At 70.5% G+C, this 13,099-nt stretch carries 9 protein-coding genes and 1 riboswitch; of the genes, 5 read left to right on the top strand and 4 right to left on the bottom strand.

Going from position 1 to position 13,099, the window contains the following annotated elements:
- Positions 1 to 633: 633 nt before the first annotated feature.
- Both ABD932_RS24685 and ABD932_RS24680 read left to right on the top strand, forming a co-directional pair.
- Complete coding sequence (locus ABD932_RS24685) at positions 634 to 1,512, top strand: esterase/lipase family protein (protein ID WP_345015695.1); 879 nt, start codon at positions 634 to 636, stop codon at positions 1,510 to 1,512.
- A gap of 249 nt (positions 1,513 to 1,761) precedes the next feature.
- Positions 1,762 to 3,264, top strand: coding sequence for a M23 family metallopeptidase (locus ABD932_RS24680; protein ID WP_345016379.1), 1,503 nt, complete (start codon positions 1,762 to 1,764; stop codon positions 3,262 to 3,264).
- Positions 3,265 to 3,326: 62 nt separating this feature from the next.
- Here ABD932_RS24680 and pcrA read toward each other — a convergent pair whose 3' ends face one another.
- On the bottom strand, positions 3,327 to 5,813 hold the full coding sequence (gene pcrA / locus ABD932_RS24675) for a DNA helicase PcrA (protein WP_345015694.1): 2,487 nt from the start codon (positions 5,811 to 5,813) through the stop codon (positions 3,327 to 3,329).
- 360 nt (positions 5,814 to 6,173) lie between these two features.
- Positions 6,174 to 6,328, top strand: a riboswitch (cyclic di-AMP (ydaO/yuaA leader).
- 8 nt (positions 6,329 to 6,336) lie between these two features.
- On the opposite strand from pcrA, the gene ABD932_RS24670 reads away from it, so the two are divergent.
- Together ABD932_RS24670 and ABD932_RS24665 are read left to right on the top strand one after the other, a co-directional pair.
- Positions 6,337 to 7,518 carry a C40 family peptidase gene (locus ABD932_RS24670; protein ID WP_345015693.1) on the top strand — a complete coding sequence of 394 codons (1,182 nt, stop codon included), beginning with the start codon at positions 6,337 to 6,339 and terminating at the stop codon, positions 7,516 to 7,518.
- A 394-nt stretch (positions 7,519 to 7,912) separates the two neighbouring features.
- Positions 7,913 to 8,908 carry a tellurite resistance/C4-dicarboxylate transporter family protein gene (locus ABD932_RS24665; protein WP_345015692.1) on the top strand — a complete coding sequence of 332 codons (996 nt, stop codon included), beginning with the start codon at positions 7,913 to 7,915 and terminating at the stop codon, positions 8,906 to 8,908.
- Here ABD932_RS24665 and ABD932_RS24660 read toward each other — a convergent pair.
- Entirely contained in the window at positions 8,886 to 9,239 is a 354-nt protein-coding gene (locus ABD932_RS24660) for a hypothetical protein (protein ID WP_345015691.1), read from the bottom strand. The genes ABD932_RS24665 and ABD932_RS24660 overlap by 23 nt on opposite strands.
- 593 nt (positions 9,240 to 9,832) lie before the next feature.
- Here ABD932_RS24660 and ABD932_RS24655 point away from each other — a divergent pair.
- Positions 9,833 to 10,891, top strand: coding sequence for a C40 family peptidase (locus ABD932_RS24655; RefSeq protein WP_345015689.1), 1,059 nt, complete (start codon positions 9,833 to 9,835; stop codon positions 10,889 to 10,891).
- Positions 10,892 to 10,969: 78 nt separating this feature from the next.
- Here ABD932_RS24655 and ABD932_RS24650 read toward each other — a convergent pair whose 3' ends face one another.
- Complete coding sequence (locus ABD932_RS24650) at positions 10,970 to 11,689, bottom strand: LuxR C-terminal-related transcriptional regulator (protein ID WP_345015688.1); 720 nt, start codon at positions 11,687 to 11,689, stop codon at positions 10,970 to 10,972.
- Positions 11,686 to 13,011 (bottom strand): ATP-binding protein, encoded by a 1,326-nt coding sequence (locus ABD932_RS24645; RefSeq protein WP_250084712.1) that lies wholly within the window; start codon positions 13,009 to 13,011, stop codon positions 11,686 to 11,688. Before ABD932_RS24645 ends, ABD932_RS24650 begins: the two co-directional genes overlap by 4 nt.
- Between the last annotated feature and the right edge of the window lie 88 nt (positions 13,012 to 13,099).

The following is a 13,099-nucleotide window of genomic DNA, read 5'->3' as shown; positions in this document are numbered from 1 at the left end:
AGCGACTACATCCATCCGTACCGACGACTACCGCTCACATATGAGTTATGCCGCACAGGGCGCACATGTCATACATGGTGCGGGTATCGCACTTTTCCGCCGCTCACCGCGCCGGACGCGCCACCTCGGCACGGACGCCCGGGCCACACCGCCCGGAGAAGTGAACGAACGTTATCGCCAGCATCCCGCAACCGGCAGTTTCGCGGCACAGACCGAGGGGGAAATCACACGGAGGGACACGTTCGCCGCGCACCGTTCCACATCACTGCGGCACACGGGCCGCAGCAGAACGCGGCCCAGGCGTCGCAGCGGGACCACGCGCAACGGGAGCCGCAACGAGGTCGCCGCACCACCGCGCCGCAGGGCCGCGCGACGTGATGGTGCGGCGCGTCGACGGTGGCACGAAGGGCACGTAGGGCAGGTAAGGCACGACAGCGGGGAGCCTCGTCGCCACACCGGCAGGGATCCTCGTCAGGTCACCGGCGCACCATGGCCGACCAGGCCGACTCACGTCACGCGCCTCGCTTACCCCATGCGTCCTCCGCACGCCTCGCCGGTGACCTCCGCCGCGACCTCCCACGAGGGCACACGGGGGCCGGAGCCGTCCTCCTGCGTGCCGCAAGGAGGTCGGCCATGAAGGTCACCGGAGCAGCACTCCCCTTCCTTCCGCTCTGTCGGCGCCTACTCCCGAGCAGGCTGGCCGGCCTCTCCCTGGCCCTGCTGAAGGCGACCGCCCTGGAGATCGCGATCCTCGCCGGACACCTGCTCCTGTATCCATCCGGCATCACCCAGGAGCGCCGGACCACCCCCGCGCTCCCCGCACCCGGCTCCCCGGACTCCCGGGGCACCGCCCAGTTGCCGACGGAGACCAACCCCCCGGTCGTCCTGCTGCACGGCTTCATAGACAACCGCTCGGTCTTCGTCCTGCTGCGCCGCAACCTCGCCCAGCACGGCAGGCACCAGGTCGAGTCGCTCAACTACTCCCCGCTGACCTGCGACATCCGCACCGCCGCAGAGTTGCTCGGCCGGCACATAGAGGAGATCTGCGAGCGCACCGGCAGCCGGCAGGTCGACGTCGTCGGGCACAGCCTCGGCGGGCTCATAGCGCGTTACTACGTGCAGTGCCTGGGCGGTGATCTCAGGGTCCGTACGCTCGTCACGCTGGGCACACCGCACTCCGGCACCAGCGTCGTCCCGCTGGCCAACGCGCACCCCATCGTGCGTCAGATGCGCCCCGGCTCACCGGTCCTCGAGGAGCTGGCCCGCCCCGCGCCCGGCTGCCGTACGCACTTCGTGAGCTTCTGGAGCGACCTCGACCACCTGATGGACCCGCTGGAGACGGCCTGCATCGACCACCCGGACCTGATGGCGCAGAACGTCCGCGTGAGCGGCATCGGACACCTCGCGCTGCCGGTGCACCCGGCCGTGGCGACCGGAATACGGCAGGCGCTCGACTCGGCAGGGACAGGAGCCGAGGCCGCCACCCGGTCCGGCGGCCTGACGGTGGCGTAACGGGCCCTCTTCAAACGCGCCGCACAGCCTCGGGACAGCAGAGAGGCATCGAACAAACTTCGAACACAAAGCCAAACTCGCGCCCACAGTCCGCCAAAACACGGCCGAATGCCCGTTTCCTGCGCGCGCGAAACCTGACGAAGATTGTCGTGCCCGCATACCGCCGGGTACAGTCACCGCACTGCTCTGGCAGCCCCTGTTGTCGAGGCGAGAGAGAAGTTGGTGAACGATCGTCACCCGTCGGGGACCATGACCTCCCCGGCTTCGGCTTCCGATGCCGCCTCGGCGCACTACGCGTCGTACGGCTCCCAGGAAGCCCACTACGGTGACTCCACCACGTACGGTGCGTACGACGCCACCGGATTCGACGCCACCGGCCACACCACCGCGACCTTCGACGCGGACCCCCTGTTCGGCAGCCTCCCCGGCGAGAGCACGGGCGCGTACGACGCCACACAGTGGTCCACGGGCAGCCAGCACACTCTGAACTACGACGCCTACGCGGCCCAGCACCACGCCGCCTACGACTCCGGCGCGTACGACACCACCGCCTGGACGACCGGCCACCAGCAGCTCCCCTTCGTCCCGCACCAGGCCACCGGCCACGACGCCTCCGGCCAGTGGGACTCGAGCGCCTGGCTCCAGCCCGACCAGTCCGGCGCCCCGGCCAACCAGACCCAGCAGTGGGAATGGGGCACGCAGACCTTCGAGACCGGCACGTACGACGCCACCCAGTGGAACTCCGACGGCGGCGTCACGCAGGCGGCCGACGAGTACGAGCAGTCAGCAGAATCCTTCGATCAGCAGGCGACCGCCCACTTCGAGCAGATCGAGCACGGCGTCCCCACGGCGTACGACGACCCGGCGGCGTACGACGACCCGACCGGCTACGACAGTCCCGCCCAGCACGACGCCGAGCCGGCCGCCTCCGGTGAACTCCCCGACGGCGCCCCGCTCCTGGACGACCAGGAGGAGGCCGCCCCGGTCCCCTCCCCGCGCGCCGCCTCCCGCAGCGGCTCCCGCTCCCGCCGCCGTACGCCCCCCAAGCGCTCCGCGCTGCTGACCGTCGCCGTGCCCTCGGCGTGCGTGATGGGTGTCGCGGGGATCGCCGCCGCCTCCGTCGGCAGCCTGACCGGCGACAAGGACACGTCGACGACCGCGTCCGACGCGACCCCCGTCAAGCCGTCCACCGCGAACAACAAGCTGGACACCCAGCTCGAGAGCCTCTCCGCCGGCGCCGACGACTTCGCCGACCGGGCCAGCCGTACGCAGGAGCGCATCGACCTCAAGGCCCAGCAGGCGGCCGAGAAGAAGAAGGCTGCCGAAGAAGCGGCGCGCAAGGAGCGGCTGCGCCCGAAGTTCGCGATTCCGGTCGCGCAGCACGGCCTCAGCGCCTACTTCGGCCAGTCCGGCATCAACTGGATGTCCGTGCACACCGGCATCGACTTCCCCGTCTCGTACGGCACGACGGTGATGGCCGCGACGGACGGCACCGTCCGCACGCAGTGGAACAGCGCCTACGGCAACATGATGATCGTGACCGCGAAGGACGGCACGGAGACGTGGTACTGCCACCTCTCCAGCTACCGCGTCGCCTCCGGCACCGAGGTCAAGGCCGGCGACCCGATCGCGTACTCGGGCAACTCCGGCAACTCGACCGGCCCGCACCTGCACTTCGAGGTCCGGCCGGGCGGCGGCTCGGCGATCGACCCTCTGGCCTGGCTGCGCAGCCACGGCCTGGACCCGTCGTAGTTCGACGCAAGTAACTTCCCTGTGGGCCCCCGCCCTTCAGCGGGGGCGCGCACATGCGGGTGCTACAGCTTCTCCACCGGCGCATACCGCAGCAGCAGCCGCTTCGGCTTGGCCTCCCCGAAGTCGATCGTCGCCTCGGCGTTCGCGCCCGTGCCCTTGACCGCCATCACGGTGCCGAGCCCGAACTGGTCGTGCGTGACCCGGTCCCCGACGGCCAGCGCGACGACCGGCTTCTCCGCAGTCCGCCGCGTCGCGAACCCGGACGCGCCCGACGCCGACGAACGCGAGCGGGACGACGACAGCGAGGCCGCCACACCGGCCGCGGGCCCGGAGGACACCGGCGCGGTCGCCCCCGTCCGCTTCCAGTCCACGTGCGCCGCCGGGATCTCCTCCAGGAATCGGGAGGGCGGGTTGTACGACGGCTGCCCCCATGCGCTGCGCATCGACGAGCGCGTCAGATACAGCCGTTCACGCGCGCGCGTGATACCGACGTACGCCAGGCGCCGCTCCTCCTCCAGTTCCTTGGTCTGGCCGAGGGAGCGCATGTGCGGGAAGACGCCGTCCTCCATGCCGGTGAGGAAGACGACCGGGAACTCCAGGCCCTTGGCGGTGTGCAGGGTCATCAGGGTGATGACGCCGGAGCCGTCCTCGTCCTCGTCGGGGATCTGGTCGGAGTCGGCGACCAGGGCGACCCGCTCCAGGAAGTCGGCGAGCCCGCCGGAGGCCTCGCCCTCGCCGGACTCCTGCTCGAACTCCAGGGCCACGGCCGCGAGTTCCTGGAGGTTCTCGATGCGGGTCTCGTCCTGCGGGTCGGTGGAGGCCTGCAGCTCGGCGAGGTAGCCGGTGCGTTCGAGCACGGCCTCCAGGACGGTCGCCGGTCCCGCGCCGGACTCGACGATCGTACGGAGCTCCTCCATCAGCGTGTTGAACCGCTTGACGGCGTTGGTCGACCGCGCGGCCATGCCGTACGCCTCGTCGACGCGCTTGAGCGCCTGCGGGAAGCTGATCTTCTCGCGCTGGGACAGGGCGTCGATCATCGCCTCGGCACGGTCGCCGATGCCCCGCTTGGGGACGTTGAGGATCCGGCGCAGCGGCACCGTGTCCTCCGGGTTGGCGAGCACCCGCAGGTAGGCCAGGACGTCCCGGACCTCCTTGCGCTCGTAGAACCGAACCCCGCCGACGACCTTGTAGGGCAGGCCGACGCGGATGAAGACCTCTTCGAAGACACGGGACTGGGCGTTCGTCCGGTAGAAGACGGCGACGTCGCCGGCCTTCGCGTCCCCCGCGTCCGTCAGTCGGTCTATCTCGTCGGCGACGAACTGCGCCTCGTCGTGCTCGGTGTCCGCGACGTAGCCGGTGATGCGCGCGCCCGCGCCCGCGTTGGTCCACAGGTTCTTGGGCCGGCGGGACTCGTTGCGCTCGATGACGGCGTTGGCGGCGGTGAGGATCGTCTGGGTGGAGCGGTAGTTCTGCTCCAGCAGGATCGTCGTCGCGTCCGGGTAGTCCTCCTCGAACTGGAGGATGTTGCGGATGGTGGCGCCCCGGAAGGCGTAGATCGACTGGTCGGCGTCACCCACGACACACAGCTCGGCGGGCGGGATGTCGTCCTCGCTGGGCGGCACGTCGACGGGGTGCTCGCGGGTGCCGACGAGTTCGCGCACGAGCGCGTACTGGGCGTGGTTGGTGTCCTGGTACTCGTCGACGAGGACGTGCCGGAAGCGGCGGCGGTAGTGCTCGGCGACGTCCGGGAAGGCGCGCAGCAGATTGACCGTCGTCATGATCAGGTCGTCGAAGTCGAGGGCGTTGGCCTCCCGCAACCGCGACTGGTACAGGACGTACGCCTGGGCGAGGGTCTTCTCGAAGCCGTCCGAGGCCTGGGCGGCGAAGTCCTCCTCGTCGATCAGCTCGTTCTTCAGGTTGCTGATCTTGGCGCTGAAGGACTTGGGCGGGAACCGCTTGGGGTCGAGATCGAGATCCCGGCAGACGAGCGCCATCAGCCGCTTGCTGTCGGCGGCGTCGTAGATCGAGAAGGACGAGGTGAACCCGAGCCTCTTGCTCTCCCTCCGCAGGATGCGCACGCACGCGCTGTGGAAGGTCATCACCCACATCGCGTTCGCGCGCGGGCCGACGAGCTGTTCGACCCGCTCCTTCATCTCGCCCGCGGCCTTGTTGGTGAAGGTGATCGCGAGGATCTGCCCCGGATGCACGTTCCGCTCGGCCAGCAGGTGGGCGATGCGGTGGGTGAGCACCCGCGTCTTGCCGGAGCCGGCACCGGCCACGATGAGCAGCGGAGTGTCCGAGTGGACGACGGCCGCCCGCTGGTTCTCGTTCAGCCCCTCCAGCAGCGCGGCCGCGTCGATGGCCGGGCGCGGGGCGCCGTCGCGGTAGTACGCGTCCCGGTCCGGAGGCACGTCGAACTTCCCGCCGAACAGATCGTCCGGAACCGATTCCGGAGCGTGATCGTCCTCGGGCGGCGGCGGGGGTTCTTCCTCGTGGGCCCGTGGGGCCTGGAGGTCCGCCAGGAAGCTGTCGTCAAAGAGGCTGCTCATCGCTCTCCGAGTCTAGGGCGCCCCACTGACAGCCCGCCGCCACCCCGAGAACATCTCCCGTTCCAAAACCCGATGATCTTCGACCGGGGCCCACCCAGGGCCCGCTCTCACCCTCCACGACCACCCCGTCACGATCCGCGACCGAAGAACAAAGAGACACGCCTCACAACGCAAATACGGCCATCCCGCCCCAGACGATCCCCAACCAACCGCCGCCCGCGGCGAACCGCGCCAAGGTCACGAAAATGTATCGGGCATATCGAACATCAACCTTCACAGGGGCCACACGAGTTGGCTACCGTGCCGGGCAGGCCGTACGACCCCCACCGGCGAACGTCGCCGGGCCGCGCGGCCTCCGCCGAGTCCGTTGCGCCGCCGCGCAGCCGGAGCCGGGGACCCACCGAACTTGGGGTGAATCGGCCCGACTTCCCTCCCGGGAACGGCCGTAGGGCAACCCTTCCGGACCACCCGCCCGAACCCGACAGCTAACTCGGTAGGCGGAGCACGGAAGGAGTCGCCTCCCTTGGCGTCGCACCGCAAGTCGCGTCCCGCTGGTACGCGCGTAGCAGGCATACGGACCCCCGCCCTCGCCACGGCGGCCCTCACCTCCGTGGCCCTGCTGTCCCAGACGGCCAACGCGAGCCCCTCTTCGGACGACAGGCCGAGCCTCGAAGAGGTCGAGAAGAAGGTCGACGACCTCTACCGCCAGGCGGAGTCGGCGACCGAGAACTACAACGCGGCCAAGGAGAAGACCGCGAAGCAGCGCAAGCGCGTCGACACCCTCCTCGACGACGTCGCCAAGCGAACCCAGGAACTCAACGAGGCGCGCGAGGAACTGGGCACCTTCGCGGCCGCCCAGTACCGCACCGGAGCCGCCGCCCCCGACACGGCGACCTTCCTCCTGGCGGACACCCCGCAGGACTACTTCGACCAGACCCAGCTGATGGATCGCATGACGGGCCGCCAGAAGGAGGCGGTCGACGACTACTTCACGCAGCAGTCCGCGACGATGAAGAAGCGTCAGGAGGCCACCCAGAGCCTCGAGACGCTCACCGAGTCGCAGAACGACCTGCAGACCGCCAAGTCCACGGTCCAGACGAAGCTCTCCGACGCACGCGAACTCCTCTCCAAGCTGACGGCGGAGGAGAAGGCCCGCCTGGCCGCGATCGAGAAGCGCAAGCAGGAGGAGGCCGCCCGCAAGGCCGCGGAGCTGGCCCGCCAGCAGGCGGAGGCCGAGGCCGAGCGCCAGCGCCAGGAGGCCGCCCAGCAGCAGGAGAGCAGCGAGTCGGCGTCCGACTCGGGCTCCTCGGAATCCTCGGACTCCTCCGCGTCGGACTCCTCGTACGCCACGAAGGCCGAGAAGGCCCTGGCCTTCGCCCGCTCCCAGATAGGCAAGCCGTACGTCTGGGGCGCCACCGGCCCCGACTCCTACGACTGCTCCGGCCTCACCCAGGCCGCCTGGAAGGCCGCCGGCGTGGACATCCCCCGCGTCACCTACGACCAGGTCAACGCCGGCACCACGGTCTCCCTCGCCAACGCCCGGCCCGGCGACCTGATCTTCTTCTACGACGACGTCACCCACGTGGGCATCTACATCGGCAACGGCATGATGATCCACGCCCCGAAGCCCGGCGCGTACGTCCGCGAGGAGTCGATCTACTACGACGGGGAGTCGTCGATCCACAGCGTGGTCCGCCCGGCCTGACGCAGACACACACACGCGCGCGTGGAGCATGGACTGCGCACGCGCGCGGCGTCGTTCCGCCACGTACACAAGGCCTCCGCTAGGGAGCACCCCCACGGCGTAGCACCCGCGTACGGCGGCAAGGGGACGTGCCGGGGGGTGTCCGCCCGCAGTGGCCGGCGTCAACACGCAGCACCTCCCGGCCTAAGTCCAGCCGCCGGTCCGAGGACGGACACCCCCCCGGCACGTCCCCGACCCACAACCGACCCGCAGGCGCTACGCGCACCCCCACCGAGGCCGCACTGGCCGCCGCAGGCATGGACGCTCACCCCACCGGCGATCAACGGGCGTATTTCACCCCACCCACGCGCGTGCCCCACCAGCAACCAACACCCCGCTCCCTAGCATCGGCCCCATGCCCGCCGCCACCCCCACATCCCCCCTCCACACCTGGTGGTCGCAACGTCCCCCCGCAGCCGGCGCCGCAGTCATGGCCACCGGCATCCTCTCGGTGGCCCTGCACCAGACGGACTACGAGACCCTGTCCCGCATCGCCCTCGCCCTGGCCTGCGCAGCCTGGCTCGCGCTCGCCGCCGACTTCGTCGCACGCCTCGTATGGGACCGCACGAGATGGGCGAAGGAGGCGGCCACCCCGGCCGCACTGACCGCCGTCGCCGCAACGACGGTCCTGGGCACCCGGTTCACCACCCTGGGCTGGCAGACCCTCGCCAAGGCGCTCCTCGCCCTGGCAGCCGTGCTCTGGCCGGGCCTCCTCATCGCCGTCGTACGCCACTGGCGCCGCCGCATGTCCGGCGCGGTGTTCCTCGGCTGCGTGGCCACGCAGGGCCTCGCCGTCCTGGCCGCAACACTCGCCGCCACCGAGACCACGGCATGGCTCGCCCACGCGGCACTCGCGCTCTTCTGGCTGGGCCTGCTGCTCTACGCCATCGCCCTGACCTGCTTCGACCTACGCCAAGTGGCCCACGGCGCCGGCGACCACTGGGTGGCGGGCGGCGCCCTCGCCATCTCCGCACTCGCCGGATCCAGGCTCATCGCCGCCGACAGCGCCGAGCTCTACCTCTGGAACGACGACGACAGCGGAGTCCTCCGCACCGTGACCGTCGCCCTCCTGGTACTCGACCTGGCCTGGTACGCCGTCCTGCTCGTCGCGGAGATCGCCTGGCCACGGCCGCACTACGACGTACGCCGCTGGGCAACCGTGTTCCCGATGGGCATGACGGCGGCGGCGACCCTCTCCGTCGCCACCGCGGTCGACATCCCGTGGCTCAGGACCCCCGGCGAGGCCCTGCTGTGGATCGCGGTGGCGGCATGGCTGGCGGTCACCGCGGGCGCGGTATTGACCTACGCCGGCGCCTGGTCCGCAGAGATCACGTCCACAACACGGCGATGAACACGTTCGCCGTGGTCAGCAGCCCCACCACGCCGAACAGAGGCTTGTCCACCGTCTCCTCGTCCCGCTTCACGTACACGAGCCCGAGAATCACGACCAGCAGCGCCAGCTTCACGCCGATCTTGATGTTGTTGACGGGCTGATCGTCCGCCTGATTGAGCCCGACGAGGATCACCCCGGTGACCAGCATGGTCAGCGCGCCGTGCAGCATCGCGGGGACGAAGCGGGCGGTGCCCTGGCCCATCGCCTTCATCTGGGTGAGGAAACCACCGAGCAGCGCGGCGATACCGATGATGTGCAGGCCGACGAAGAGATGGATGAGTACGTCCATGGAGCCGGAGCCTAATCAGCGCCAAAAACCCACCCCACACCGCCCCACGCCACGCACCCCACCCAGCGGCCCTACTCCACTCACCCCACCCACCCCACTGACTCACGCCGCCCCCCCTCACCCCGCTCACCCCTCCCCCACCCCACTCCCGATCTTGCATATATGCGACCCATAGCACTCCGCCACCCCCGCGAACCCCGAAACCGCCACATCGGTCATCACCCCGCGTCAACCAGACGCCCCCATCCCGGGATCACGGTCACTTACGGTCATCCCCCGGTCCGCTCCCGGCACTTCCGCACAACGCGTTACCGACCCGACACACCGAGGTTTAGCGTCCTCCACCAGGTGACCGGCTCCCCACCGCCGCCCGGGCCAGGGGCGGCAGTCGGACACCACCGCCGAGAAAGTCCGGCGGCGGCCCGCTCCCCCTGTGTGGGCCGCCGCCGGACGCGTAACCCGCCCCGGTGCGGTCGTACGTCCGCTCCCCCCAGGCGCTCATACGTCCGCCGCTCTCCCGGGGCGGCCACACGCCCGCCACTCTGGCGGACGTCACAGGACGAGGCGGTCGTACGAAAGGACGTGAAGTCCACGTGGCAGCGCACCGAAAGCCCCGTCAGCGCTCGGTCGGCGGCAATACGGCCCGCACGGCATGGACGATCGCCCTGGCGGGCGCGGCGAGCGCGACCGGCTTCGACGGGACCGGGCACGCCGAACCGCAGCTGACCCCGGCGCAGGTCAAGGCGAAGGTGGACAAGCTGTACCAGGAGGCGGAGGTCGCCACCGAGAAGTACAACGGCGCGAAGGAGAAGGCGGACGCGGCCGAGCGGCGGATCAGGACACTGCAGGACGAGGCCGCGCGCCGGACGGAGAAGCTCAACTCGGCTCGGGAGGAGCTCGGTTCGATGGCCGCGGCACAGTACCGCGACGGCGGCCTCGACCCGGCCCTTCAGCTCGCGCTCTCGAACGACCCCGACCGCTACCTCGACGGAGCGGAGTTCGCCGAACGCGCCGGCAACCGGCAGGCCACGTCCGTCGCCGGAGTACGCCGGCAACTACGGGAGATCGAGCAGCTGCGCGGGGCCGCACGCGTCGAACTGACCACACTGAAGTCCCGCCGGGCCGAACTGCAACGGCACAAGAACACGATCACCGGCAGGCTGGACACGGCCCGCGACCTGCTCGCCCAGCTGACCGCCCAGGAGAGCGCCCAGCTCCAGCAGAGCGCAGACCGCGCCGCCCGCTCCTCGACGGGCACCCGCGACGCCCTGTCTCCCGGCTCCGCCACCGCACAGGCCCCCAACTCCCGGGCGGCGGCCGCCATTTCGTACGCCCACTCCAAGCTCGGCAGCCCCTACGTCTGGGGCGCGACCGGCCCGGACGCCTTCGACTGCTCCGGCCTCACCCAGGCCGCCTACCGCTCGGCCGGCCTGTCCCTGCCCCGCACCACCTACGCCCAGATCGACGCGGGCCGCCGCGTCTCCCGCTCCGAACTGCTCCCGGGCGACCTGGTGTTCTTCTACTCCAGCATCAGCCACGTGGGCCTCTACATCGGCAACGGCCAGATGATCCACGCCCCGAACCCGTCCGCACCGGTCCGGGTGGCCCCGCTCGACGAGATGCCGTTCGCGGGGGCGACGCGGGTGGCGTGAACGAGCGAGCCGGGACCGGCGCCCAGGAGCCAGGGCTCAGGAGTCAGGACTCAGGACTCAGGACTCAGAGCCCGAGGCTCAGACCAGCCGTCGGGCCGTCGCCCACCGCGTCAGCTCGTGCCGGTTGGACAGCTGGAGCTTCCTCAGCACCGCCGAGACATGGGACTCGACCGTCTTGACGGAGATGAAGAGCTGCTTGGCGATCTCCTTGTACGCATAGCCACGGGCGATCAGCCGCAGCACCTCCCGCTCACGCTGGGTGAGCCGGTCGAGGTCCTCGTCGACCGGCGGCGCGTCCGTCGACGCGAACGCGTCCAGCACGAACCCGGCGAGGCGCGGCGAGAACACCGCGTCACCGTCCTGGACCCGGAAGACGGAGTCAACGAGATCCGAACCGGTGATCGTCTTCGTCACGTACCCGCGCGCACCGCCCCGGATCACCCCGATGACGTCCTCCGCCGCGTCCGACACGGACAGCGCGAGGAAGCGGACGGGCTGCTCGGTGTCCGCCATCAACGCGGCGCAGCGACGCAGGACTTCGACCCCGCCGCCACCCGGCAGGTGCACGTCGAGGAGGACGACCTCGGGCCGGGTCGCGGTGATGACCGTGACCGCCTGGTCGACGTCCGCGGCCTCGCCGACGACCTCGACGCCGGTCTGCTCGGTCCGGCCGATCTCGGCCTGGACTCCCGTACGGAACATGCGGTGGTCGTCGACGAGGACCACGCGCACGTGCCGCTCGGGGGCGCTCCCGCCGGTCGACTCCACGGGCTCGTTCGCCTCGGTCGGCTCGCTCATGACGTCTTCTCCGCCCTCTCCATCTCCAGCTCGACCTCCGTGCCGCCGCCCGGTACCGCCCGGAGCCGGGCCGTACCGCCGTTGCGCTCCATACGGCCGATGATCGATTCTCTAACGCCCATGCGGTCGGCGGGTATCGAATCGAGGTCGAAGCCCGGACCGCGGTCCCTGACGGACACGAAGACGGTCTTCCCCTCCACCTCGGCGTAGACCTGCACGGCGCCGCCCTCGCCACCGTACTTCGCGGCGTTCACCATCGCCTCGCGCGCGGCCTGCATCTGGGCGCCGATCTTCTCGTCGAGCGGGCAGTCGCCCACGACCACGACTTCTATGGGGACGCCGTGCTTGTCCTCGATCTCGGCGGCGTTGCGCCGGACCGCGTCGGCGAGGTCGGTGGGTTCGTCGGCCTCGTCCTTGCCGGTGCCCTCGGGTTTGTAGAGCCAGGTGCGCAGGTCGCGCTCCTGGGCGCGGGCGAGGCGGCGGACCTCGTTCGCGTTCTCCGCGTTGCGCTGTATCAGGGTCAGGGTGTGCAGCACCGAGTCGTGGACATGGGCGGCGACCTCGGCGCGCTCCTGGGCGCGGATGCGCATCAGTCGCTCCTCGGAGAGGTCCTGGGTCATCCGCACCAGGTAGGGGCCCGCGAGGAGCGTTATGCCGACGAGGACCGCCAGGGCCGCCTGCAGGACGGAGCCGAGGTGGGCGGCGGAGCCCTGCAGGACGAAGATGCCGGAGACGCCGGCCGTGACCAGCACGACGCCGGCCGCGGCGCGCAGCAGAGTAAGGGTCCGCCGACGCCGGCCGACCTCCATCCAGCGGGCCCGGCGGGCATTGTCCGCCTGGCGCCAGACCAGGGCGACGCCCGCGCCGACGAGCACGGCGGGCAGGAGATAGGCCTTGGCGCCATTGCCCAGGTCGACGCTGCCGACGAAGACCATCGCCACGACGACCATGAGGAGCAGCGCGACGATCTGCCCCTTGTCCGGCTTGCGAGCGACGAGTCTGCGGCGGCCGTCGGCGGCGGTCTCGGTGGCGAAGGGCGACGGCCGCTGCGCGCCGACACCGCCGACGCCGAGCGGCACGAAGAACCAGAAGGCGGCATACAGCAGTGCGCCCAGGCCGTCCGCCATGAACAGGCCGACGAAGACGAGCCGCACCCAGACGACGGGCAGCCCGAGATGCCCGGCGAGCCCCCGCGCCACGCCCCCGAGCCAGCGTCCGTCGCTGCTGCGGTAGAGCTTGCGCGGCGGCCGCGGTTCGACGAGTGGCGCTGCTGCGGCTTCCGGCATGCCATCGATGTTCACACGCCCGGCCCACCGAGGCATCAGGGTCGACCCCCGAGACTCCCCTGATCTTCGAGGCCCGCCGCGTCGAACGCTTCCCCGGCCCCCACCCCGGGGCGGATATCAGGGT

This window comes from Streptomyces shaanxiensis (assembly GCF_039537145.1).
GTDB classification, from domain to species: Bacteria; Actinomycetota; Actinomycetes; order Streptomycetales; family Streptomycetaceae; genus Streptomyces; species Streptomyces shaanxiensis.
This window is presented reverse-complemented; position numbering and strand designations above follow the sequence as displayed.